We start from the raw sequence: 23,442 nt of genomic DNA on the forward strand, positions 1-23,442 counted from the left end.
ACGAGATGCCGCACGAGGTTACTCAGCGGTTGCGGTGTCAGTTGAAGTGACCTGTGTCATAGGGAGGTTGGCGGGCGGCACGCCGCTTCGGCGGCGCCGCACGCCGTCCCGCCGGCGCTCACCCGCGCCCGAGCGCGTCCCGCACCGCTTCCTCGGCCCGCCCCACGACCGCCGTGCCGTCGTCGGCCGTGATGATCGGACGCTGGATCAGCTTCGGATGCTCGGCCAGCGCCGCGATCCACCGCTCACGAGCCCCGGAGTCCCGCGGCCAGTCCCCGACACCGAGCTCCTTCGCGGCGGCCTCCTGCGTCCGGGTGATGTCCCACGGCTCCAGCCCGAGCCGCCCGAGCACTTCCCGGATCTCCTCCGCGGTCGGCACGTCCTCCAGATAGCGCCGCACGGTGTACTCGGCCCCCTCGGCATCGAGCAGCCCGATGGCACTGCGGCACTTGGAACAGGCCGGATTGATCCAGATCTCCATACGGCCACGGTACGGGAAGGCCCCCCACGGCAGAGGACCGCCGGAACCGCCGCGGACACCGCCGCGGACACCACCGTGGAAAACCCGTGGAAACCCGCCTCCCGCCTGCGTCACTCCGGCCCCGAAAGCCCTTGTGGCCAGAATTTGTTCCGCCACATCATCGCGCTCCCTCCCCCAAGTCGCGGGCACGCAGTGGACAAACACCATAGCGGCGCGGCTCTTTGAGGGCACGGGATTGGACGGGATGGGCGCCGGCGGCCAGGGTGTGTACGCCTGCGCCGCCCGGGCACTGCATCGGCATCTCCCGCTGGCGCCCCGAGCCCGCACTGCAGCAGCGCCGCCACCCGTCAAGCCCGCGCCACGACCAGTGCTTCGGGCGGCTCTCGATTGCCTGAAAAGAAGACGTGCAGGCCTCAGCGTGAGTTCAACGCCCGCCGTGCTGCATTGATGAGGTTGTGCGCGTCAACGCCGTACACGGCGGATTCCCGGAGCGTGTGCCAGACCCGCAGGTAGGTGGCCACGCTGTCGGCGTCGTCCAGCCAGTCCCGGACCCAGATGTTCAACTCGGCGGTGACGCTCCACACGGCCGAAGAGATCATCCCTGTCCTGCATAGCCTCGGCTGCCGGGACGTACAGCACTACGGCATCCGCAGCTTCTGCGACTACATCACCGACGACGCGCGAAAATACGACCCGGCGTTCTACGCCGACCTTGAGCAACTGGAACTCGCCACGACTGCGCGTCCGCCCTACATGCACACCGCTCGGCTCTTCCAGCTGACGGCGCGGAAGCGGGACATCTGAGCTCGGACCATAAAGAACAAGATGAGTGTCTGTTCCTGAGGCCGACATGACATGTCGGTGGTCGCGACTGGTTGGCGAACGGCTTGACCGGTAGTGCGGGGTGAGGGTGTCGGTGCCGTTCATGAACAGGACGCCGCCGGGCCGAGCGGTGGCTGAAGTCGGATCGTGACGACGGCGGAGACCACCCTGTGGAACGTGCAGGCCAAGCGCGGCAAGCTGTCGATGGCGCTGCACTTGCTGGGCCAGGAGCTGAGCCTGTGGGAGATCGCCGCCCGGTGGGTCATCAGCAAGGGGGCGAAGAAGGGCGAGCACCCGTCGCCGGCGACGGTGATGCGGATGCTGCGTGAGCACGACCAGGCCGCCGTGGTGCCCGCTCCACGGGAGGATGTCGCAACCGTCGAGAACGATCTGACCCAACACGGGGTGTTACCGTGTGATCGCTCCACGTAATGCACGCAATGGGGCCAATCACTGAAAGGGTGAATATGGTCACTGATTCCGGGCTAGGTCGCGACCCGTCGGGGTCTTGTTCCCGCCGTCTGCGCGGGCGGGCTATGGCGGCAGCCACAGCCGTACTCGCCGTCGGCTCTGTCCTTGCCCACCCCACGGTCTCCATGGCTGCTGGACCGGTGGCGTCCACGACGCGTCCGAAGTACATGGCGATCGGCGACTCCTTTACCGCGGGCGCCGGCATCAAGCCGGAGGTCGAGGGGGGTCGGTGCGGCGGACAGTCGGAGAGGAACTATCCCCACCAGCTGGCCAACGCGATGAACTGGGACCTCACCGACCTCTCCTGCAACGGCGCGAGCCTGACGAAGAGGCAGGGAGGAGCGGGCGGCTTCTGGGACAAGGCCTACGGTGTAGAAGATCCGATGATTGACAGCGTCACCTCCGACACCGACTACGTGACGTTCCAGCTGGGAGGCAACGACAGCGGAGTCAGCACCGAATTTCTCAAGTGCGTCACGGACGGGCTCCCGACTGGCGAACCGTACAACGGCCGCGGTCTGAGCAACCGCCTCCCCGGCGCGTGCCAGGAGCGCAACGAAGCCAACTTCACCATCCACGAGGCAGCAGCAGAGATCGAGAAGGCCCTGCGGGAGATCCACAAACGGGCTCCGCATGCTCAGGTCGCGGTCGTCGGATACCCCGCCGTCATCCCCCAGGACGAGACGAAGTGTCAGTACGACGGATCCCCCATTCCTCTCTTGAGTAACCAGCTCGGGCCGATGAACCACGCTGACCTCGCGTGGCTGCGCGGCAAATTCGAGGAGTTCAACGTCGCAATCGAGGGCGCTGTCGCCGATGTCGCCGAGGATCCCGAATTCAAGGTCGCCTACGTCGATACCTACGATGCCTTCAAGGGACACGAGCCCTGCCAGCTGCCGACCCCCAACCGGTGGATCTGGCCCATCCCGGCCCCCCTGCTCTCCGAGCATGCCATGTGGGGCGCGGCCCACCCCAACGGGTACGGGCACGACGAGTTGACCAAGCTGGTCGCCGCGGCCCTGCCCATCACGGGGCAGTAACGACGGTCTGTCGGCAGGACTGGTGACTGGGCACCGCTGCGGTGCAGGTTTCTCGCATGGAATGCGGTGCCACAGTAGATCTGGGGGTGCCTTGTGGAAAGGCGCCCCCGCATGTCGGGACAGGCCTAGCTTGAGCTTGACCTCGGTCGTGTCGGTTGGGCCCTGACTGGCGGCGGAAACAGCCCTTGGTCGATAATTCTTCGCGGCGACGTCCGGGCGGCGCAGGATCTCCGGGGCGACGGCGGCGGCGACGGTGTCCTCGCGGGCCAGTTCCGTCACCGCCCTCACCATGGGCAGACTGATCGCATGAACCGGGACACCCTGCAATCCATACTGGTCCGCGACGGCAGCGTCTCCGCGCGTGCAGCCCTCGTCGAGCTGGAGGCGGGTGCTGACTTCGAAGTCCAGCTGAATACGACAGCTTCCGCACGCCTGCTCTGGACCAACTGGTCCTTGCGGCAAGAAACCATGCTCGAGACAGGCGTCACTCCCTCCCGGCCCGGACTGGCCGAAGCCGTCGAAAGGCTCCACGCCGCAGGAACGGCCCGGGTCTACATGGCGACAGTCACCGGACCGCAGAGGCGTTTCCTCCTCTTCCTCTCGGAAGACCTCACCCAGTGCGTCGCCTGCTGGTAGCACCACCTCATTGTGTTAGGTGCTCTTAGCGCCCCGATCTTCCCGAAGGCGTTTCGCCAGTACTCCTTCAACCCGAGCATAGGCTCAAGGCGTTCGCGGATCGTCGCGCCGATACCCGCAGCCTCGATCATCTGCTGGCTGATCGTCCTGCCTATGTTGGCGGTCTCCGCGTAGTTCGCGGCAAGGACGTTGGCGGACTTGTTGCGGTAGTAGTCGATCACTGGCTGGAGCGAGCGGGCCATACCAAGGGGATCAATTGTTTCCGGCTCGGAACCCTCCTCGGGCTCCGCTACCTCGTTTCTCATGGCGGCATGCTGGCATGAGGCGTGCCGCAGGAGCGACCCCGTTACCGACGGGCCGTCAGCAAGCCCGAGGGGGCTCCGGCTGCCCCGTAGACCACCCTCGGAGGCGGGTTTCTGACAGGAAGAAGGTCCCCGATCGCCTACCCGCCAGGGCCATCGGGGCCAGTCGACGTCTGGAGCCGCGGGCCGGGCCTGGAGGAGGCTCCGGCCTTCACGTAGACCAGTTCTGGGGTGGGGCCCCTCCAGGCGCAGACCCCCAGTCGTCCTTCCCACGGGGGCGACCGAGGGTCTCTTGTCCGGACGGGATGGGAGCCGGGGGAAGCGGTGGGTTGCTGAAGCCGGGAGCAGCCCACCACCAGTTCGGTCAGTGGTAGTTGTGCCACCAGTAGAGCGCGAAGGTTGCAACCCCGCTCAAGCTGGCTTTCACGCCAGCCCGCATGAGCTCATCCGTGGCAGAGCTCAGAAGGCGGCGGAAGTGGCGTTGAGCTTGATGTTCGGCAAGGCGGCGGAAGTGGCGCTGCGCCTGCCGTTCGGCGATGTGGGTGCTTATGCGGTCACGCTTACAGGCGGGACAGGTGATCGTGTAGGTGGGGCGATGACAGACCCTGCGCCTACACTTTCTGGTGTTGGAGATGTCGACCTCCTTCAGTTGGCGTCTCTGACGGTGTTGGCGGCCTCCTGCGTAGGACCAGGGGGCCGCCGCCGTTTCCGGAGGAGGCCATGGGCCTGCGTTAGGACCAGGAGGACCCCGCCGTTTCCAGAGGGGCCGTGGCCGCGTGGACCAGTCTGGCGCATGGCACTGACACCCTTTGCTTACAGAGGGGCTCAATGTCGGTTGGCTGGCTCGCTGATGAGCGGATGTCAGCGATGTTGTGCCGGTCAGCGTCGGTGACAGTTGGTCACCGAGACGAGCCTTCGAACCCTGCATTTCGGTGTCGCCCTCGACGTACTCGGCGTACGCGACGCGGGATTCCTGCGGGTCAGGTCGATTCGCATGCATGTTCCATGTGAAACAGCGAAGTTCTCGAAGAACGGGTGGTTCCCGTCGTAGTCGAACTTGACGTTGATCGCCGCACCTCGCTGTAGCTGCATACGCAGGAACTTGCCGAAGATGAGGAGGATGGCGAACTCGTCGTCGGCCTTCGCGTCGTACACAGTGAACGGGTCGATCTCGCGCAGCACGTCGTTCACCTTGTACACCACGTAGTTCATCTCGCCGTGCAGGACGGCGGTCACCTGGTAGTCCACGTCGTCCATCTCGTCGAGGTACCCGGGGTCCCTTGGTCGTGGCGTTGGGCAGGCTGACGCCGACTTCCCCGACGTTCAGCTCCTAGAGCGTGCGCTTGACGCCCTCACGGTCCTCGTAGGACCGCTGCTTCAGCCGGCCCCCTGCACGATGACGCGCATGCCTCGCTGGAGCGACTCGGCGACGTTCTCCGCCGCCTGACGCCAGACCGAGCAGGTGAGGAAGGGGCTCTTGCCGTCCTTGCACTCGTTCGTCTGGCGGTTGAAGGTACGGGGAGTGGACGCGACGCGGAACTTCGAGACCGCCGCACCGGGCGGGGTGAAGCGCAGCTCGGGGTCGTCGACTAGATTGCCGACGACCGTGATGGCGGTCTCGCCTGCGTCCCCACCCTCGCCGAGTGGGCCGCCGGACCGAGCCGGGCATGGTGAGGATGACGAGCCAGCCGTCGCTGAGTCGTACGCGGCCGACCCGAGCTACTCGGAGTAAGCCGGTAGCGGTTCGTGTCGCTGAGCTTGAAGAGGCCCCTGATCGCCTCGACGGTGAAGCGATCGGGGGCCAGTGCGTGCCGACCTGCGTAGACGAGCGTCTTCTCACGCCGTGTGAGAATCACCGATCGCCTTCCGGCGGCTCGTGTGGAGCGTCCGGTCATGGGCGAAGTGCACCATGGGGCGCGTGGAAGAACAGATTGCCGCTGATAACCAGCATGCCTACAAGGGCCTTGAGGATCTCGCCGGGCTGACCAGGGAGGTTGCGGGCTCAGCCCGACGGAAGGAGACCTGCGCGCGTTCTACGTGGCGTGGGGCCTGCTTGCCGCCGCTGAGCGTCAGGCGGCCGCGATCGTGCTACTTCATCGCAAGGGCCTCGGACATGAAGCGGCACCCAACCGGCGCGCGCTGCTTGAGCACATGGCACAGATCAGATGGCTGGCGGAGGACGGGGCGGATGCCGTCGACTCGATGAACCGGGCGCTGCAGCAGTCGCAGAAGAGGTTGCGCGAAGCCGCCGACGCAGCGGGCATGACGTACGACCCGACGATCGCGGACCTGGTGGCGGCGGCCGTGATTCCGTCCAACTCGGCGGAACAGTTCACCCGCTTCACCCCGCTCTTCAAACGCCTCGGCTCTGTCTTCCTGGCAATCTGGAGGGCTGAGACCCAGCTTGCGCATCCGACACTCACCGCCGCGCAGTGCTTCTTCGACGACACCGCGCCCGACGCGGTGACGCTGTACAGCGAGCCCGTGTATCGGCAGGGCGCAGGGAACCCGGCTGAGCGGTCCCCGCTCATCGCGTTCGTCGTGATGTGGTCGGCCATGCACGCCTTCAACCAGCTCCTTCCTGGCCAGCCATGGAGTGATGAACTCCAACGGATCGCAGCCGAAGGAGACATCGACGAATCGTGGACGGCCTCCGTCCAGTAGATCCCGCGGTGCAACCTCCCAGGAGGTAGTCATGGCGGGACGGGCTGGCGCTGAAGAGCGCCGAGCCCGTCCCGTTCCGATCGCCTCACCCGCCGGAGCGATTGGAGGCCTCTTCTCGTCTCACACTTTTCTCACAGACGCTGTGCCACTCCGCGTCTCTCCGGCCCCTGACCTGGCCTCAAGCTCCCTATCTGGACGGGTTGGATGTCATAGGCGGCAAGTAAGCTAGAAGCAGTGTCCGAGAGCGCCGCCGGGGTCTCCTCGTGGCGCTCCCCTCACGACAGGAGGATGCCTGTGGCCGCTGCCGCACTGAAGCCGAAGCCGTTGCCGACCCAGTCCACCGCGAAGCGTCCCGTCCTGCTCGACCTGCCCTACGAACCCGTGGCGAAGCGGCCGTTGCCGCCGGGGCGTCCGCGGGAGTGGTACGTCATCCACAACCGCCGTCTGAAGGCGATGCGGCTCGCCATCGCGCTGCTCGACTCGGGCGTCCACCTGCCGCACCAGGCCCGCGACGAGACGATCCGCTCCATCGCCGAACTCATCGGCGTGCACCGGCCGTCGAGCACGACGTGTCACATGGTGCGGGCGCTGATGCGCTACTCGCGCTGAGCCCGGACGCCGGGCGCCCCGCGGACGCGGGGTGCCCGGCCCCCGGTTACGCCGCCGCCAGTTCCTTCTCCAGCGGTGTGCGGAAGCGCGGTGTGACCCGGGTGGGTCCGAGCCGGCTCTCCAGCTCCTCCGCCTGCCCGGCGATCGCCGCCTCCGCCTCCGCGCCCAGCCCGTCCCGGTCCAGGATCCGCCAGGCGATCCCGCCGTCGGGGCGCTGGGCCCAGGCCCCGACGACCCGGCCGTTCCACCACACCGTCGGGCCGACGTTGCCGCTGCCGTCGAACAGGGCCGGCCGCAGCCGGGGCGCGAGGTACCAGTCCCGCTGCTGCCAGCCCATCGCCGTGGGGTCGAGAGCGGGCAGCAGGGCCGCCCACGGTTCCTCCGGGCCGGTCACCGGGGCGACGTCGTCCCCAGTGACGTACGCCGTGCCCTCGTCCACCCTCACCTCCCGCGCCCCCGCCGCGGCCAGCGCCCGCCGCACGTCCGTCACCCGCCACCCCGTCCACCACTTCAGGTCGGCCTCGGTCGCCGGGCCGCAGGCCGCGAGCCAGCGGCGCAGCAGATCGCTCTGGGCGGCGGCGACGTCCAGCTCGGGATGCTCGGGCGCGAGAGCCCAGCGGAACTGCGTGGACGTCCAGGAGCCGAGCGGCCGGCCCCGGACCACCCTGCCCTCCACGCCCAGGACGCGCAGCAGCCGCGAGGAGACCGTGTGCACGCCCTCGTAGCTCTTCCCGGCCGCGTACGCGAACTGCTCCCGCAGCCGCGGCTCGTCCTGGGCCAGCTCGACGGCCGTGGCCTGCCCGCGGCGGGCCAGCGCGGCCAGCGCCGACTCCTCGACCTCCTTCAGCCAGGCCGCGTCCGGGGCGCCCGCCTTCGCCATGTCCTTGATCAGGGCGGCGCGGGCGCGAGCGGCGATGGCGATGCCGGTCGAGGCGTGGACGACGGCGGTCAGCTCGGCCGGGAAGACGAAGACCGTGTGCCGCATGCCGTGCATCCGCACCAGCGTGCGGTCCTCGTACAGCGCGTGCTCCGTCCGCGCCACCGTTTCGGCCGGGTCGGCCAGGCGGGCGCCCACGCCCAGGTACACCGTCGCCGGGTCCGTCCCGTGCAGTGCCACCAGCGCCCGGGCGACCTCCTGTGGTGTGCTCGCCCGCGTCCCGGCGGCCAGCCGGTGCCGCAGGGCCAGCCTGGCCCGCCGCTCCGCCACGTCGATGTACCGGGGTTCCTCGCTCATGAGATCTCCGCCCGTAGTCACGCCTGACCGCATCCTCCCCGACACCACTGACACCGGCTCCGTCCCGCCGGCGCCGAAGCGGCCTCAGCCGTACCGTTCCATCAGCCCGTCCACGTATGCCTGCAGCCGGTCTCCCAGTACCTCCGCGGTGAGGTCGGTCCGCCCGAGTTCGCGCCACGGACCGGCGAGTCCGGCCGCGTCGGGGGCGTAATGGAGGGCGTCGAGCATCCGCCAGTACAGGTGGTCCGGGCCGTCGGCGAGCGGACGTCCGCCGTGGGCCTCGTAGCGGTCCCGGAAACCCAGGCCGTGTTCGGGGCCGTGCAGCAGCGCGAGAGCCGTCGAGCAGTGCGCCACGTCGAGGTCGGCGGGACCCCACGAGGTCTCCACCCAGTCGACGACACCGCTGATCCGCAGATCGTCGCCCGCTCCGGTGAACAGCACGTTCCCGGGGTGGAAGTCGCGGTGCAGGAAGCAGCCCTCGTACTCCGGAGGCTCACGGCGGAGCACGTCCACCGCGCGCTCCCACAGCGCACCCGGCCGGGCACGCACCCGCTCCGGTGACGTCCACGCCTGGTACCGCCGCGGGCGTTCGTCCGGCACGACACCGTGGATCCGTACGAGCTGCGCCGCCAGCAGGTCCAGCCGCGCGGCCAGGTCCTCGTGGTCGACCCGCACCCGGCCCGCGAGCCGCGACATCAGCAGAGAGGGGTGGTCGCAGTGCTCCGCGTCGGCGTCGACGGCGACGGGCGCCGGTGCCGGGATGCCGTCCTGGCCGGCCAGCAGGCCCAGGACGGCGGCCTCGCGGGTGAGCAGTCCGGGCGCGTGGCGCCGGAAGAAGGGCTTGACGAAGGTCCGCAGCACCAGGCCGGTGCCGTCGTCGAGGGCGAGCGCGCGCATCTGCGAGCTCGAACCGCCGCGCAGCAGGGTGGTGCCGCGTACGGTGCGGTCCTGCGGCAGTTGCTTGGCCACCCACGCCTTCGTCGCCGTCCAGCCGCCCTCGCCCAGCCCCGTCAGCACCGCGTCCACGAAGTCCCGCCGGTCGCCGGCGTGGTCGCGGAGCCACAGCCCCAGCTTGTGCCCGGCGTCGGGGAGTTCGAGCCGGGTGAACTGGGCGCGGGTGCTCAGCGCGTCCTGGACGGCCTCGGTGACGGGCGGCGGGATGACGGTGTCCGTGCCGGGCACGGCGAGCACCGCCCGGCCCTCGTAGGCGCGCAGTACGTCGAGTGCGGAGGCCGCACGCCAGCCGCCGGGCCGGCGGATGATCTCGCTGAACCGTCCGTTCCCCGTGCCGAACGGCACGTCCCAGGCCTCGTCGGCGTAGACGGCCGGCGCGCACAGGCCGAGCGCCACCACCCGCTCCCCGTAGTGCCGGGCCAGGTCGGCCACGGTCTGGCCGCTCATGCTGAACCCGACCAGGATCAGCGGACCGCCCGCCGGCACCTGGGCGTCGATCACGGCAACCGCCTGCTCGAAGCGCCGGCGCAGGCTCAACTCCCGCAGCGCGCCGGTGCTCTCCCCGTGCCCCGAGAAGTCGAACGCGACACCGCGGCAGCCACGGGCGACGAACTCGGCGAGCAGCGTTAGCAGCCGCCGCGCATCGCCGTTGCCCGCACCGTGCAGCAGCACGACGGTGGGCAGGTCCGCGCCGCCGTCGCCGCCGTACACGCCGCTGAGCCGTTCGCCGTCGTGGTCGTGGCCGAAGGAGGAGAGCTCGCTCATCCCGCCATTCACTCACGGCGCCCGCACGGATCGTGGCCATCCGGCCACACCGGAGCAGCGGGCACCGCTCCTGCGCCGGGGCCGCGGTCACAGGCCGGGGGCGCCCCACACCGGGAACCAGCGGCTCAGGTCCTGTTCGATGCGCAGGTCGTCGGCCAGGGCCGCCTTCACCCGGAGTTCCAGCGGGTTGTCGCGCCGCTGCGCCTGGCCGGCCAGTGGCGCGAACGGGTAGAAGGTGCCCCGTTTGTAGAGGTACACCAGCGCCAGCCGCCGGTCGGCGTCGTCGTGGAAGCCGGCCAGGGAGCACAGGAGCTGCGGGCCGAAGCCGTTGACCTCCATGGCGCTGTTCACCGCGTGCAGATCGTTGACCAGATCCGGGAGCTGGTCCGGGCTGCGGCGGGAGACCAGCCAGGAGTAGCCGTAGGAGTCCTGGGACAGCTCGACGGGCGGCCCTTCGCGGTCGGCGTCCGCGTCCAGCAGGGCCTGGACCTCGCGGTGCGTCTGCTCGAAGGCGGCACCCTCGACCGTGGCGAAGCACACCGCGCCCTGCCCGGTCGGGGTGAAGCCGGCCGCCGCCTCCAGGGTCAGGGCCGCCGACGGCAGCCCGAAGAGCTGGTCCAGGTCGGGCAGGGCGGGTTTGGTGCGGCCGAGCAGAATGTCCAGGAGCCCCATCCTCAGCCCGCCTTCCCCGGCGTCGCGGCCTCACCCAGCTCGGCGGAGATCCGCGCCAGCTCCTCCAGCCGCCGTTCCAGGGTCGGGTGGGTGGAGAACAGCCGGGAGATGCCGGGCTCGGCGCCCAGCGCCGGAGTGAAGTAGAAGGCGTTGAAGGCCTGCGCGGTGCGCAGGTCCTCGGACGGGATCCGGCCGATGTCGCCGGTCACCTTGGTGAGCGCGGAGGCCAGCGCCGAGGGCCGGCCGGTCAGCAGCGCCGCCGCCCGGTCCGCGGCCAGCTCCCGGTACCGGGACAGCGCCCGGATCAGCAGGAAGCTGATCGCGTACACGGCCGCCGAGACGCCCATCACCATGGCGAACAGGGCAAGGGTGTTCTGGTCCTTGCGCCCGCGCCCGCCGAACAGCTCCGAGTAGAAGGCGAACCGTACGACCAGGCCCGCGACCACCCCGAGGAAGGAGGCCACCGTGATCACGGCGACGTCCTTGTGCGCCACGTGCGACAGCTCGTGCGCGAGCACGCCCTCGAGCTCGGCCGGTTCCAGCCGCCGCAGCAGTCCCGTGGTCACGCACACCACGGCGTTGTCCGGGTTCCGCCCGGTCGCGAATGCATTCGGCATGTCCATGCTGGACACGGCGACGGTGGGCTTGGGCATGTCCGCCATGGCGCACAACCGGTCGACCACCGCGTGGAGCTGGGGATACTCCTCCCGCTCCACCACCTGGCCGTGCATCGCGAACAGGGCGATCCGGTCGGAGAACCAGTACTGGGCGCCGAGCACGCAGGCCGCGATCACCACGACCAGCACCCAGGACTTCAGCAGCACGATCAGCACGGCCACGAACGCCACGTAGAGCAACCCGAGCAGGAACAGCGTGACCCCCATGCGCACGGTCAGCCGTCGGTCGCTCCGGAAGCGGCTCTGCATCTTGCATCACCCCGCAGTCAGGCACTCGTCCCGCCATCCAGTGTGCACCTGCGGATGCCCATGAAGCGGTCCTGATCAGCTCCAGGACCGGCAAAAGCCGCCTGTGACCCCGTGTGCGCGCGGGGTGAGCGCGCGCAGGCCCCGGGACTCGGCGAAAGGCCTCAGAGGTAGCCGTGTGTACGGCCGTAGCCGAGCAGCACGATCACCGCGGCGATGCAGCCGAGTACCAGGACCGTGGATATCCACGGGGAGCGGCGCGGGGCGACCGGGTCCGGGTCGGCGCGGAACGGGACCGGCCCCGGCGGGTTGTCCTTCCAGCGCGCGGCGAGCATCCGGGCGCGGGCGGACGGCTCCTTGTGCTCGGCGGCACGCGCCCACCGGTGATCGAACTCCCGCTCAAGGTCGTCGTGCTCGGTCATCCCCGTTACCTCTCCGGTCCTTATCCGTCCTTGATGCCGACGAGGAATCATCCCCTGACCACGTGAGCGCTGTGAAGCGATCGTCGCTGTGAGGCGATCGCTCAAGATGCTGCGCGCCCGCCGGGAAGCTAGCCTCTATGGGTGAGGGCGGCGGTCCGGGAACAGGACCGGCGTCGACCAAAGACCCTGCTCACGGGGCTGACAGCGCGACCGCGCGGGCCCTGCCGCCTGTACCCACGCGGCAACACCTACGACCGCGCCGCCGAACCCTTTCCGGCTGCGGCCGCGGCCATTCTTCTCGTGCCCGAACCCGCACGAGGGGATGGAAAGGAAGGTATTCCCATGAAAGCACAGCGTGCAAGGCGTCTCTTCGCAATGTCCGCCGTCGGTGTTCTGATGGCGGCCGGCACCGCCCTCGGTGCGGCGGGCACGGCCTCGGCAGCGACCCCGGCCGCGGCTCCGGTTCATGTCTCCACCGCCTCCACCAGCCTCACCCACGGCGGCGGCTGGGGCTGCGGTTGGTGGTCCCGCTGGTGCGGCGGCGGTTTCGGCCGCGGCGGCTTCTTCGGCCCCGGCTACGGCGGTTTCGGCGGCTACGGCGGCTACGGCGGCTACGGCGGCTACGGCTTCGGCGGTGGCCCGGTGGTGGTCGTGGTCCGCTGACGGCACCACGACCAAGGGCCGCCCCCCGGCACCGGGGGGCGGCCCTCCGGTGTCCCTGGCGTTCGAGGAGTTCACGATCCTGGCTGGATTACCTCTCTCCTTGTTGTTGAACACTCAAGTAATTTGAGTCGGGTCAGCCCGGGCCACCGGGCTCGCAGGTTTCCTGCCTGACATTTCTGAGATGCGATGAGAAGTGAGGTAACGCGAATGAAGACGAACCACCGGCGTGTGAGCAGGGTCGCCGTCGCCACCGCCGCCGCGGCCCTGTGTCTGGCCGGAGCGGGCCAGGCACAGGCCGCCACGCTCGGCAGCATCACCTTCTACACGGGGGCCGACCAGACCGGAACCGCCGTCCGGCTCGACCTCGAGAAGGTCGACGTGTGCCAGGAACTCACCACCCCGGTCCGATCCTTCTTCGCCGCGTCGAACCAGTCCGTGGACGTCTTCTTCAACAAGGGCTGCACGACCGGCGCCCCGGGCCGGACGGGCGACGTGTACTACCGCACGGGCACCCTCGGGCAGGGCAACCTCCCCTACGACGCCGTCAGTTACCGAATCCGCGCGACCGGCTGACGGACGCGGGTGCCGGGTCCTTGATCCCGGCGCCGCATATTGAAAGAAGGCCGTCGGCCGTGCCCCTCCGGACGAGGAAGAGCACGGCCGACGGCCCACAGGCGGCCCAGGGGAGCGGAAGCCCGCTCCGACCTGGGGCGATATCACACGTCGAAGTACAGCTCGAACTCGTGCGGGTGCGGACGCAGCTGCAGCGGGGCGATCTCGCTCGTGCGCTTGAGGTCGACCCACGTCTCGATCAGGTCGGGCGTGAACACGTCGCCCTGGAGCAGGAACTCGTGGTCGGCCTCCAGGGCCTGGAGGACGGCCTCCAGCGAGGTCGGGACCTGGGCGACGTTGGCGTGCTCCTCGGGCGCCAGCTCGTACAGGTCCTTGTCGATCGGCTCGGCCGGCTCGATCTTGTTCTTGATGCCGTCCAGGCCGGCCAGCAGCAGCGACGCGAAGGCCAGGTACGGGTTGCCGGAGGCGTCCGGCGCGCGGAACTCCACGCGCTTGGCCTTCGGGTTCGAGCCGGTGATCGGGATGCGCATCGCGGCGGAGCGGTTGCGCTGCGAGTACACCAGGTTCACCGGGGCCTCGAAGCCCGGCACCAGGCGGTGGTACGAGTTCACCGTCGGGTTGGTGAACGCGAGCAGCGCCGGGGCGTGCCTGAGGATGCCGCCGATGTAGTAGCGGGCGGTGTCCGACAGGCCCGCGTAGCCGGCCTCGTCGTAGAACAGCGGCTCGCCACCGCTCCACAGCGACTGGTGCACGTGCATGCCCGAGCCGTTGTCACCGAAGATCGGCTTCGGCATGAAGGTCGCCGTCTTGCCGTTGCGCCAGGCGACGTTCTTCACGATGTACTTGAAGAGCTGGAGGTCGTCGGCGGCGGCGAGCAGCGTGTTGAACCTGTAGTTGATCTCGGCCTGGCCGGCGGTGCCCACCTCGTGGTGCTGGCGCTCGACCTGCAGACCGCTCTTCGCCAGCTCCAGGGAGATCTCGGCACGCAGGTCGGCGAAGTGGTCGACCGGCGGGACCGGGAAGTAGCCGCCCTTGTAGCGGACCTTGTAGCCGCGGTTGTTCTCCAGCGCGCCGGTGTTCCAGGCGCCCGCCTCGGAGTCGATGTGGTAGAAGGACTCGTTCTCGGCGGTCCGGAACCGGACGTTGTCGAAGACGTAGAACTCCGCCTCGGGGCCGAAGAACGCGGTGTCGGCGATCCCGGTGGACGCCAGGTACGCCTCGGCCTTCCTCGCCACGTTCCGCGGGTCACGGGAGTACTGCTCACCGGTGATCGGGTCGTGGATGAAGAAGTTGATGTTGAGGGTCTTGTCCCGGCGGAACGGGTCCACCCGCGCGGTGGACAGGTCGGCACGCAGGGACATGTCGGACTCGTGGATGGCCTGGAAGCCGCGGATCGAGGACCCGTCGAACGCCTGCTCCTCGTCGGGGTCGAACGCCTCGGCGGGCAACGTGAAGTGCTGCATGACGCCCGGCAGGTCGCAGAACCGCACGTCGATGAACTTGACGTCCTCGTCCGCGATGTACTTCTTGGCCTCGTCGGCGTTCTGGAACATCCAGCTCCTCCTACTCCCGACCGTCCCGCCGGGGTGGTAGATCGTTGGTGCGGCCGGTGCGGTGGCACACGCTGAGCTCGACCCTAGGGACGGGTGATTTCCCGGGCGTGACCCATTTGTTTCGCTGAAGTTAACCGGCTCGGGTGGCGGTCACGGTCGCGGACACCCCGCCGACCCCCCTGATTCCAGCGTCGCAGTACGGTGGTCGGGTGGACAACAGGCAAGCAATGGGATCATGGCTGTCCGGCCCGCGCGCGGCCATGGAGGACGCCGGCGCGGACTTCGGCCACCGCGGTCAGCAGCTGGGGCTGCCGGAGCAGGGAGCCGGTTCGATCGCAGGTCCGGGACGGCGGCTCGGCGCCCTGGCCGTCGACTGGGCGCTGTGCCTGTGGATCGCCTACGGCCTGATCACGCACGGCTATCACCAGGCCACCAGCAACTGGGCGCTGCTCATCTTCCTGGCGCTGGGCGTCCTCACCGTCGGCACGATCGGGTTCACGCCCGGCAAGCGCCTGTTCGGCCTGCGCGTGGTCGCCCTGGCCACCGGCCGCGTCCAGCCACTGCGCGCCCTGCTGCGCACGGTCCTGCTGTGCCTGGCCGTTCCCGCCCTGATCTGGGACCGCGACGGCCGCGGCCTGCACGACCGGCTGGCGGGCACGGTGGAGGTCCGCATCTAGAAGCACGCGTACGACGAGGCGTCGTACGCCGAGAGGTGTTCCTTACGACGATGGGGGCGCCCGGAGTGGTCTCCGGGCGCCCCCATCGTCGTAGGAGGTGTCTGAGCGGTGTCAGCGGGCCTTCGGGCCGCCCTTCGGCATCCGCATGCCCTTGGGCATCGGACCCTTCGGCACCGGCATGTTGCTCATCAGGTCGCCGAGGGCGCGCAGCCGATCGTTGGTGGAGGTGACCTGCGGGCCGGTCAGCACGCGCGGGAACTTCAGCAGGGTCGTGCGCAGCTTCTTCAGCGGGACCTGGCCCTCGCTGTCGCCCACGATCACGTCGTGCACCGGGACGTCCACGACGATCCGGTTCATCTTCTTCTTCTCGGCGGCGAGCAGGGACTTCACCCGGTTCGGGTTGCCCTCGGCGACCAGCACGATGCCGGCCTTGCCGACCGCGCGGTGCACCACGTCCTGGCTGCGGTTCATGGCCACCGCCGGGGTGGTGGTCCAGCCGCGGCCCACGTTGTCCAGGACCGCCGCGGCGGCGCCCGGCTGGCCCTCCATCTGCCCGAACGCGGCGGTCTCGGCCCGGCGTCCGAAGATGATCGCCGTCGCGAGGAAGGCGAGCAGCACGCCCAGGATGCCGAGGTAGACCGGGTGGCCGATCGCGAAGCCGATCCCGAGAAGGACACCGAAGGTGATGATGAAGACACCCGCGAGTACCAGACCGATCTTGCTGTCGGCCTTGCGGGTCATCTTGTAGGTCAGAGCGATCTGCTTCAGTCGCCCGGGGTTGGCAGCCTCGGCTGCGTTGTCCTTCCTCGCCATGCCACGAAGTCTACGTGTCTCCCGGAGCGGCCCACGACGGCAGTGCCCTTACGGGCACCGGGCAGCAGGTGGGAGGGGGTGGGGGAGGAGCGGTCAGGGGCCGACGGCGGGGAACTGGTCGAGGACCCGCTGCGCCTCGACGCGGTCCTTGGCCCGGCGGCGGTCCTCCAGGACGGAGTTCCAGGCGTTGCGGCGGGCGGTGCGCTGGCCGCTGCTCATGAGCAGGGACTCGACCGCGCGCAGTGCGACGGTGAAGGACGGGATCGCGGTGGCACGAACGTGCACGGCCTGCATGGGAGGTCCCCCTCATGACGGCTCTTGGTGTACGGGGTGTGAGTCCAGGGTCACTGCTTGGTGTTACCAGGGCGTGACCGGACGGTCAAACACCGATGAAGCCTTGCGGCCGCGGTCCGAAAGGCTGACGCGGCCCTGTCCGTGACGCTCATCTGCGGCGACGGTCAGGACCGCGTCGTATCGGCCACTACTCGATAGTAGGCTCTTGTGCCCGATTTCACACACTCTCGGCTCGCCGGTGGGGCGGGAGCGGTGACGGAGGGTCAGCCCTGTCAGACCGCCTGGGCGGCGATGTACGTGCCCCGCTTCTCGACGGCCATCCGGTACAGCCGGCCGGCGCGGTAGGAGGACCGTACCAGCGGACCCGACATCACGCCCGAGAAGCCGATCTGCTCGGCCTCCTCCTTCAGCTCCACGAACTCCTGCGGCTTGACCCACCGCTCCACCGGGTGGTGGCGCACCGAGGGGCGCAGGTACTGCGTGATGGTGACCAGCTCGCAGCCCGCGTCGTGGAGCTGCTTGAGTGCCTCGACCACCTCCTCGCGGGTCTCGCCCATGCCGAGGATGAGGTTGGATTTGGTCACCAGGCCGAAGTCGCGGGCCTCGGTGATGACCTTCAGGGAGCGCTCGTAGCGGAAGCCGGGGCGGATCCGCTTGAAGATCCGGGGCACCGTCTCGACGTTGTGCGCGAAGACCTCGGGGCGGGAGTCGAAGACCTCGGCCAGCTGCTCGGGGACGGCGTTGAAGTCGGGGGCGAGCAGTTCGACCTTCGTACGGCCGTCCTCGCGGTCCGCCGTCTGCTGGTGGATCTGGCGCACGGTCTCGGCGTACAGCCAGGCGCCGCCGTCCTCCAGGTCGTCGCGGGCGACGCCGGTGATGGTGGCGTAGTTGAGGTCCATGGTGACCACGGACTCGCCGACGCGGCGCGGCTCGTCACGGTCCAGGGCCTCGGGCTTGCCGGTGTCGATCTGGCAGAAGTCGCAGCGCCGGGTGCACTGGTCGCCGCCGATGAGGAAGGTCGCCTCGCGGTCCTCCCAGCACTCGTAGATGTTCGGGCAGCCGGCTTCCTGGCAGACCGTGTGCAGGCCCTCGCTCTTCACGAGGTTCTGCATCTTGGTGTACTCGGGACCCATTTTCGCCCGGGTCTTGATCCACTCGGGCTTGCGCTCGATGGGGGTCTGGCTGTTGCGGACCTCCAGGCGCAGCATCTTGCGTCCGTCGGGTGCGACTGCGGACACGACCGGCTCCCTGTAGCTTCGATTCTTCGGCGTACACCAGGGTACGCCCGTGCTTGTTGCGCCCCGTCGGTGAGGCCAACCTGCGGGCCTGAGGGATCATTCCCCCGGCAGGTCACGGTCAGGCGGTGGCCCGCTCGATCTCCCGCGGCTTCAGGTCCGCGTTCTCCAGGACGTCCTGCAGGTGCCGTTCGACGACCGGCAGTACTTCCTCGATCGTGACGTCCCGGCCCAGTTCGGCCGCCAGCGAGGCGACGCCCGCGTCCCGGATGCCACACGGAATGATCTTGTCGAACCACTTGTTGTCCGGGTTCACGTTCAGTGCGAAGCCGTGCATCGTGACGCCCTTGGCGACCCGGATCCCGATCGCCGCGATCTTGCGGTCCTCGCGGCGCTGGCCGGCGTTGGACGGGGCGTACTCCGGGCCGTTCAGCCGGGGGTCGAACTCGTCGTCGGCCAGGCGCGGGTCGAAGTCCAGGGACAGCCCGCCCAGGGAGGGCCGCTGCTCCACCGGGTCGCCGAGCACCCACACGCCGCTGCGCCCCTCGACGCGGGTGGTCTCCAGGCCGAAGTCCGCGCAGGCGCGGATCAGTGCCTCCTCCAGGCGGCGCACGTGGGCCACCACGTCCACCGGGCGGGGCAGCTTCTGGATGGGGTAGCCGACCAGCTGGCCGGGGCCGTGCCAGGTGATCTTGCCGCCGCGGTCCACGTCGATGACGGGTGTGCCGTCGAGCGGGCGCTCGCTGTCCTCGGTCCGCCGGCCGGCCGTGTAGACCGGGGGGTGCTCCAGAAGCAGCACGGTGTCGGGGACCTCGTCCGCGAACCGGGCGGCGTGCACCCGGCGCTGCTCGTCCCAGGCCTGGACGTAGTCCACGGCCTCGGCACCGAATCCCATGCGGACGAACCGCAGCTCACTCACGGCGAACGCCTCCCCGGAAGGTCGTAAGGCACGAAACGTGCCCACGCAACTGTACGTCCGGCCGGAACGCGTCAGCTCCGCGGGCAATCCTCACACGATCGGATGAATGGTGGTCAAACTCTGCGGTCAGTTGCTCACTCTCCGCTACATTCGCGCCGTTCATGAGGCCATAAGGGCTGCTCACAGGCAATCCGGGCACCACGCGGCCGCGTGGCTGCCCGAAAGGCAGGAGACCGCACCGCAGATGACGGAACGACCCGCGCAGCGCACTCCCAACCGCCAGCTCGCCGCGCTCATCGCAGAAGCGGGATTCTCCAACGCGGGTCTGGCCCGTCGCGTCGACCAGCTCGGTCTCGAACACGGCCTGGACCTGAGATACGACAAGACGTCGGTCACCCGCTGGCTGCGCGGTCAGCAGCCGCGGGGGACCACGCCCGCCCTCATCGCGGAGGTCTTCACCCGGCGCCTGGGCCGCCGCCTGACGGCGCAGGACCTCGGTCTGGACGCCTGCGCCCCGGTGTACGCGGGGCTGGAGTTCGCCGCCACCCCGGAGGAGGCCGTCGACATCGTCGGCGGGCTCTGGCGCAAGGACTGCGGCAGCCACGCCGAGCTGCGCAGGATCGCCTTCACCCCGGCGGGGCTCGTCGTGCCCAGCCGGGACTGGCTGATCGGCCGGGCCGACGACCGGGTGGCCCGCGTCGAGGCGCCACCGGCCGCCCGGGTGCCCGTCCAGGGGCGCCCGGAGCGGCCCGCCCCCGGCGTGCCCGACCCCTCGGTGCCCGGCATGCCCCAGCAGCGCGTCCGGACCGAACGCGTCCCGGCCGGACGGGCAGCGGGCCTGAAGGTCACCGGCGGCGACATCGCCGCCCTGCGCTCGGTCGGCGAGCTGTTCCGCACCCTCGACGACCTGTACGGCGGCGGCCACGCCCGCCAGGCCCTCGTGCGCTACCTGGAGCACGAGTGCGAGCCGATGCTGCGGGGCACCTACGGCGAGCAGACCGGCCGCCGGCTGTTCGGCGCCGCCGCCGACCTGACCCGGCTCGCCGGCTGGACGTCGTACGACATCGCCGCGCACGGGCTCGCCCAGCGCTACTTCGTGCAGGCGCTGCGGCTCGCCCAGGCCGCGGGCGACCGGGCCTACGGCGCGTATGTGCTGGTCACCATGAGCCGGCAGGCCGTCTACCTCGGGCACGGGCGGGAGGCCGTGCAGCTCGCGCGGGTGGCCCAGCAGGGGCTCGGCGGCTCGGCCCCGCCCGCGGTGCAGGCGCTGCTGCACGCTGCCGAGGCACGCGGGCACGGCGTGCTGGGCGAGGTGCGCGCCTGCACGGCGTCCCTGGTGCGCGCCGAGCGCTCCCTGGAGGCGGCCAGGCCCGGGGACGAGGTGCCCTCCTGGGGCCGCTTCGACGAGGCCCAGCTGGCGGACGAGTCCGGGCACTGCCACCGGGATCTCCAGCAGTACCGCGCCGCCGCCCAGCACGCCGAGCGCGCCCTCCAGCTCCGCGACCCGGCCCACGCCCGCAGCCGGCTGTTCTGCCGGGTGGTCCTGGCCACCGCCCGCCTGGGTCTCGGCGACCTGGACCAGGCCTGCCGCCTGGCCGCCGAGGCCGCGACCCAGGCCGCCGACATGCGCTCGGTGCGGGCGGTGGAGTACGTCAAGGACTTCGAACGCCGCCTGGAGCCGTACAGGGACGCACCCCCGGTACGCGGCTACCGCGACAGGGTGGCAGCGCTGGGCTGAGGTCGGGGGCGGGGCGTGGTGCCGGGTTGAGATCCGGGATGCGGGCCGTGCTGTTGGGCTGCGGCCCGGGGCGGGGTGATGGCGTCGGGTTGAGGTCCGGAGTGGTGGCAGTGGTGCTGGGCTGCGGCCTGGGGCAGAGCCGGTGGTGCTGGGCTGCGGCCTGGGGCAGAGCCGGTGGTGCTGGGATGCGGCCCGGGGCGGGGCTGATGACGCTGGCTGCGGCCCAGGGGCAGGGTGTGGCGCCGCGTTGAGGTCCCGGGTGGGGCCGGTGGTGCCCGGGCTGCGGCCCGGGACGGGGTGGTGGCGTCCGGTTGAGCTCCGGGTCGGGTCGGTGGTGCTGGCTGCGGCCCGGATCCAGATGGTTGGGACGGAGGCCCGGCGCGGGGGCGTCGGGCCTTGTGGGGCGGGCGTCGGCTCAGGCGGCTGCTCGGGGGGCCGTTGCCGCCGGGTCCGCGCGGTGCATCGGGCGTCCGGCGCCCAGGTCGCCCAGGATGGCCGCCGCGGCCCGGTGGGCCGAGTGCAGCGCCCCCTGGACGGTGCTGGTGTCCCGGTGGTCGCCGCACACGTACAGGCCCGCAAGGAGCCGCACCGGGCGCCGCGGATCGTGCGGCGGGCGCATGGCGGGGACGGCCTCGGGGGTGTCATGCACGGCGAGCGTCTCCCAGCGGGCCGTGGAGGTGCCGTAGAGGCGGGACAGATGGCGGCGTACCGCCGTGTCGACGTCGGCCGGGGGCACGCCCAGGACCGTCGACGACACCAGCGCGCGGCCGGCGGGCGCGCGGGCGGGGTCGACGCGGCTGACCACCGCCGTGTGCGCCACCGGGCCGCCGCGGTCCGCGTCGAGCAGCAGGTACGCGCCCGTCTCCGGAGGCTCGTCGGTCGTGTGGTGGACCACCGTCACCGGGTGGAAGTCCGGCACGCGCAACCCGGGCAGCAGTTCGGCCGCGGCGCGCGCGTCGGTGGCGACCAGCACGGCCCGGCAGCGGATCACGCCGTGCTCGGCGGTGGTCACCGCGGTCGTGGAGACCGAGGTGACCCGTACGCCGGTGTGCACGGTGCCGGGCGGCAGGGTGCGCGCGAGCAGCTCCGGCAGGACCTCGGCACCGCCCTCCGGCAGGCACAGCCGGCCGCTCACGAAGGAGTGCAGGGCGAGGTCCGCGGTGCGACTGGACGTAGTGAGCTCCGGGTCGCACAACAGGGCCGCGAGCAGCGGCCGCAGGAAGCCGTCGACGGTGCGGGCGGGCAGACCGCGGGCGGCCAGCGCCTCCCGGGCGGTCGACTCCGGTCGCGACAGCAGCCGTTCGACCGGGGTGGCGGCGATCCGGCCGAGCGCGGCACGCAGCCGCAGCGGCGCGCCGATCCCGCGGCGTCCGGGAGGCGGACCCTCGAAGAAGGGCGCGGCGGACGAGCGGGGGAGGGACGAGCCGGGAGCGGACGGCCGGGGAACGGCCGCCCGGGCATGGGACGACGGCCGGGGCACCGGCGGGCGGGGGGCGCTCGCCAGGGCGCGCACTACGTGAAGTGCGCTCCTCGCGCTACCGCCGTGCGCCGGAGCGCCCGCACGGAAATGCCGTCCGTCGTTGTGCAGCAGGACCCCCGGCGCGAACGGACGCAGCACGAGCGCGTCGAGCCCCGGGCTCAGGGCCAGTTGGGGATACGACGTGTTCAGCAGCTGTCCGATCCGGTCGAGCCGGAACCCGTCGACCTTCTCGGTCGACATGCGGCCGCCCACGTAAGGGGCGGCCTCCAGTACCGCGGTCGTCACTCCGGCGCTGGTCAGTCGATGCGCTGCCGCGAGCCCGGCGACCCCGGCTCCCACGACGACGACGTCAGCCTGATACGCGGGCTCAAGCACGTGCCCCTCCTCGAGGTTGCGCGGCCGGTGGGGCGGTGATGCCCGCGACCGGCGTCAGGAATACCCGAGTTCGCGTCGAGATTAGGGCCGCGCACGGTCAGGGACAGTCGCGCATCGACAGGGCACGGTCGCACAGCGGTCGCACACGGTCGCAAAGTGGCGTAGCCGCGGTCGCAGGGTGGCACGGCGAGCGGTCACAGGCGTCACAGCGCCGCACGGACGGCGTCCTCGATCCCCGGAAAGGCGAACGAGAACCCCGACTCCAGCAGCCGCTTCGGCACCACCCGCGCGCTGCCCAGCACATCGCCCGCCATCTCTCCGAGCACCGCGCGCAGCACCGGCGCCGGCACCGGGAACGGCGTCGGCCGGCCCAGCACCCGGCCCATGGCCGCGGTGATCTCACGGTTCGTCAGCGGCTGCGGCGCGGTGAGGTTGACCGGCCCGGACAGGCTCGCGGTGTCCAGCAGATGGCGCAACGCCGCCACCTCGTCGTGCAGCGCGATGAACGACCAGAACTGCCGCCCGTCTCCCATCCGCCCGCCCAACCCGGCCTTGAACAGCGGGAACAGCCGCCCCCACGCCCCGCCCTCGCGGGCCACCACCAGCCCGGTGCGGGCGAACACCGTCCGGATGCCCGCCTCCCGCGCGGGAGCCGCGGCCTGCTCCCACTCCACGCACAGCTGTGGCAGGAAACCGTCCCCGGGCGGCGCCTCCTCGTCGACGGCGCGCTCGCCGGTGTCGCCGTAGTAGCCGATCGCGCTGCCGCCGACGAACACCCGTGGAGGAGCGTCCAGGGCGGCGACGGCCTCGGCGAGCGCCGCTGTGCCGAGCACCCGGCTGTCCCGGATCGTCTTCTTGTACTCCCGCGTCCACCGGTGGTCGCCCACGCCCGCGCCCGCCAGGTTGACCACCGCGTCGCATCCGGCGAGCCCCGCCGTGTCCACGTACCGGCCGGCGGGGTCCCAGCGGACCTCGTCCGCGCCGCGGGCCGAACGGCGCACCAGGCGCACCACCTCGTGCCCGTCCGCGACCAGGGACCGCACCAGGGCACTGCCGATCAGACCGGACGCGCCGGCCACCGCGATTCGCGAACGTTCCATGCGCCCATCCTGCCCGCCCCGCCACGG

Annotated in this window: 24 protein-coding genes and 2 pseudogenes; 9 read left to right on the forward strand and 17 right to left on the reverse strand. The window is 70.5% G+C overall.

Translation table 11 applies throughout. The features are described from left to right. Positions 1 to 118 precede the first annotated feature (118 nt). Both CG719_RS04535 and CG719_RS36145 read right to left on the reverse strand, forming a co-directional pair. A complete protein-coding gene (locus tag CG719_RS04535) occupies positions 119 to 481 on the reverse strand; it encodes an arsenate reductase family protein (RefSeq protein ID WP_100567135.1) in 363 nt (120 codons plus the stop codon). A 413-nt stretch (positions 482 to 894) separates the two neighbouring features. Beyond that, positions 895 to 1,023: pseudogene (locus CG719_RS36145) on the reverse strand (transcriptional regulator); the annotation flags it as partial. Here CG719_RS36145 and CG719_RS04545 point away from each other — a divergent pair. The 3 genes from CG719_RS04545 (at position 995) to CG719_RS04555 (ending at position 2,814) form a co-directional block, all read left to right on the forward strand. Continuing rightward, the gene (locus CG719_RS04545; RefSeq protein WP_234375419.1) at positions 995 to 1,285 is read left to right on the forward strand and encodes a hypothetical protein; all 291 of its coding nucleotides are present in this window, start codon (positions 995 to 997) and stop codon (positions 1,283 to 1,285) included. The pseudogene CG719_RS36145 and the gene CG719_RS04545 sit on opposite strands and share 29 nt — an antisense overlap. 165 nt (positions 1,286 to 1,450) lie before the next feature. Beyond that, entirely contained in the window at positions 1,451 to 1,735 is a 285-nt protein-coding gene (locus CG719_RS36150; protein WP_234375404.1) for a hypothetical protein, read from the forward strand. A 206-nt stretch (positions 1,736 to 1,941) separates the two neighbouring features. Then, on the forward strand, positions 1,942 to 2,814 hold the full coding sequence (locus tag CG719_RS04555; RefSeq protein ID WP_159024807.1) for an SGNH/GDSL hydrolase family protein: 873 nt from the start codon (positions 1,942 to 1,944) through the stop codon (positions 2,812 to 2,814). A 551-nt stretch (positions 2,815 to 3,365) separates the two neighbouring features. Here CG719_RS04555 and CG719_RS04560 read toward each other — a convergent pair. The 3 genes and pseudogenes from CG719_RS04560 to CG719_RS04570 all read right to left on the reverse strand — a co-directional run. Beyond that, on the reverse strand, positions 3,366 to 3,755 hold the full coding sequence (locus CG719_RS04560; RefSeq protein WP_159024808.1) for a hypothetical protein: 390 nt from the start codon (positions 3,753 to 3,755) through the stop codon (positions 3,366 to 3,368). An 876-nt stretch (positions 3,756 to 4,631) separates the two neighbouring features. Beyond that, the gene (locus tag CG719_RS04565) at positions 4,632 to 5,009 is read right to left on the reverse strand and encodes a hypothetical protein (RefSeq protein ID WP_100567138.1); all 378 of its coding nucleotides are present in this window, start codon (positions 5,007 to 5,009) and stop codon (positions 4,632 to 4,634) included. After that, positions 4,987 to 5,363, reverse strand: a pseudogene (locus CG719_RS04570) (single-stranded DNA-binding protein); the annotation flags it as partial. The pseudogene CG719_RS04570 and the gene CG719_RS04565, both read right to left, overlap by 23 nt. Positions 5,364 to 5,789: 426 nt before the next feature. Here CG719_RS04570 and CG719_RS04575 point away from each other — a divergent pair. Beyond that, a complete protein-coding gene (locus CG719_RS04575; protein WP_234375405.1) occupies positions 5,790 to 6,416 on the forward strand; it encodes a hypothetical protein in 627 nt (208 codons plus the stop codon). A gap of 294 nt (positions 6,417 to 6,710) precedes the next feature. Beyond that, positions 6,711 to 7,025, forward strand: a complete 315-nt coding sequence (locus CG719_RS04580; RefSeq protein ID WP_100567139.1) for a hypothetical protein — start codon at positions 6,711 to 6,713, stop codon at positions 7,023 to 7,025. A gap of 46 nt (positions 7,026 to 7,071) precedes the next feature. On the opposite strand, the gene CG719_RS04585 is transcribed toward CG719_RS04580, so the two are convergent. The 5 genes from CG719_RS04585 to CG719_RS04605 all read right to left on the reverse strand — a co-directional run bounded on the left by CG719_RS04585 (position 7,072) and on the right by CG719_RS04605 (position 11,995). Continuing rightward, positions 7,072 to 8,259 (reverse strand): winged helix DNA-binding domain-containing protein, encoded by a 1,188-nt coding sequence (locus CG719_RS04585; RefSeq protein ID WP_100567140.1) that lies wholly within the window; start codon positions 8,257 to 8,259, stop codon positions 7,072 to 7,074. Positions 8,260 to 8,343: 84 nt separating this feature from the next. After that, positions 8,344 to 9,978 carry an alpha/beta fold hydrolase gene (locus CG719_RS04590; protein ID WP_100567141.1) on the reverse strand — a complete coding sequence of 545 codons (1,635 nt, stop codon included), beginning with the start codon at positions 9,976 to 9,978 and terminating at the stop codon, positions 8,344 to 8,346. A gap of 87 nt (positions 9,979 to 10,065) precedes the next feature. Next, positions 10,066 to 10,650, reverse strand: coding sequence for a PspA-associated protein PspAB (gene pspAB / locus CG719_RS04595; RefSeq protein WP_100567142.1), 585 nt, complete (start codon positions 10,648 to 10,650; stop codon positions 10,066 to 10,068). A 2-nt stretch (positions 10,651 to 10,652) separates the two neighbouring features. Continuing rightward, positions 10,653 to 11,576 (reverse strand): zinc metalloprotease HtpX, encoded by a 924-nt coding sequence (htpX, locus tag CG719_RS04600; RefSeq protein ID WP_100567143.1) that lies wholly within the window; start codon positions 11,574 to 11,576, stop codon positions 10,653 to 10,655. A gap of 161 nt (positions 11,577 to 11,737) precedes the next feature. Continuing rightward, complete coding sequence (locus CG719_RS04605) at positions 11,738 to 11,995, reverse strand: SCO2583/SCO2584 N-terminal domain-containing protein (RefSeq protein WP_100567144.1); 258 nt, start codon at positions 11,993 to 11,995, stop codon at positions 11,738 to 11,740. 375 nt (positions 11,996 to 12,370) lie between these two features. Between CG719_RS04605 and CG719_RS04610 the strand changes: the two genes are divergently transcribed. Continuing rightward, positions 12,371 to 12,658: a hypothetical protein gene (locus CG719_RS04610; protein ID WP_234375406.1), complete on the forward strand. Its 288-nt coding sequence runs from the start codon at positions 12,371 to 12,373 to the stop codon at positions 12,656 to 12,658. A gap of 207 nt (positions 12,659 to 12,865) precedes the next feature. Beyond that, entirely contained in the window at positions 12,866 to 13,231 is a 366-nt protein-coding gene (locus CG719_RS04615; protein WP_100567146.1) for a hypothetical protein, read from the forward strand. 143 nt (positions 13,232 to 13,374) lie between these two features. On the opposite strand, the gene glnA is transcribed toward CG719_RS04615, so the two are convergent. Continuing rightward, entirely contained in the window at positions 13,375 to 14,784 is a 1,410-nt protein-coding gene (gene glnA, locus CG719_RS04620) for a type I glutamate--ammonia ligase (protein ID WP_100567147.1), read from the reverse strand. 209 nt (positions 14,785 to 14,993) lie between these two features. On the opposite strand from glnA, the gene CG719_RS04625 reads away from it, so the two are divergent. Continuing rightward, positions 14,994 to 15,461, forward strand: coding sequence for an RDD family protein (locus CG719_RS04625; RefSeq protein ID WP_100567212.1), 468 nt, complete (start codon positions 14,994 to 14,996; stop codon positions 15,459 to 15,461). A 111-nt stretch (positions 15,462 to 15,572) separates the two neighbouring features. On the opposite strand, the gene CG719_RS04630 is transcribed toward CG719_RS04625, so the two are convergent. From CG719_RS04630 to lipB, 4 genes are all read right to left on the reverse strand, one after another. Next, positions 15,573 to 16,274: a DUF4191 domain-containing protein gene (locus tag CG719_RS04630; protein ID WP_100567148.1), complete on the reverse strand. Its 702-nt coding sequence runs from the start codon at positions 16,272 to 16,274 to the stop codon at positions 15,573 to 15,575. A 93-nt stretch (positions 16,275 to 16,367) separates the two neighbouring features. Next, a complete protein-coding gene (locus CG719_RS04635) occupies positions 16,368 to 16,568 on the reverse strand; it encodes an SCO2195 family GlnR-regulated protein (protein WP_100567149.1) in 201 nt (66 codons plus the stop codon). 272 nt (positions 16,569 to 16,840) lie between these two features. Beyond that, positions 16,841 to 17,806: a lipoyl synthase gene (gene lipA, locus CG719_RS04640; protein ID WP_100567150.1), complete on the reverse strand. Its 966-nt coding sequence runs from the start codon at positions 17,804 to 17,806 to the stop codon at positions 16,841 to 16,843. A 118-nt stretch (positions 17,807 to 17,924) separates the two neighbouring features. Continuing rightward, entirely contained in the window at positions 17,925 to 18,722 is a 798-nt protein-coding gene (gene lipB / locus CG719_RS04645; protein ID WP_100567151.1) for a lipoyl(octanoyl) transferase LipB, read from the reverse strand. A gap of 244 nt (positions 18,723 to 18,966) precedes the next feature. Here lipB and CG719_RS04650 point away from each other — a divergent pair, with 244 nt between their 5' ends. Continuing rightward, positions 18,967 to 20,460 (forward strand): regulator, encoded by a 1,494-nt coding sequence (locus CG719_RS04650; RefSeq protein ID WP_100567152.1) that lies wholly within the window; start codon positions 18,967 to 18,969, stop codon positions 20,458 to 20,460. A gap of 415 nt (positions 20,461 to 20,875) precedes the next feature. Here CG719_RS04650 and CG719_RS04655 read toward each other — a convergent pair whose 3' ends face one another. Both CG719_RS04655 and CG719_RS04660 read right to left on the reverse strand, forming a co-directional pair. Next, complete coding sequence (locus CG719_RS04655; RefSeq protein ID WP_100567153.1) at positions 20,876 to 22,315, reverse strand: NAD(P)/FAD-dependent oxidoreductase; 1,440 nt, start codon at positions 22,313 to 22,315, stop codon at positions 20,876 to 20,878. A 203-nt stretch (positions 22,316 to 22,518) separates the two neighbouring features. After that, positions 22,519 to 23,415 carry a TIGR01777 family oxidoreductase gene (locus CG719_RS04660; RefSeq protein WP_100567154.1) on the reverse strand — a complete coding sequence of 299 codons (897 nt, stop codon included), beginning with the start codon at positions 23,413 to 23,415 and terminating at the stop codon, positions 22,519 to 22,521. Positions 23,416 to 23,442 lie beyond the last annotated feature (27 nt).

This window comes from Streptomyces sp. CB01373 (assembly GCF_002803075.1).
Classification (GTDB): domain Bacteria; phylum Actinomycetota; class Actinomycetes; order Streptomycetales; family Streptomycetaceae; genus Streptomyces.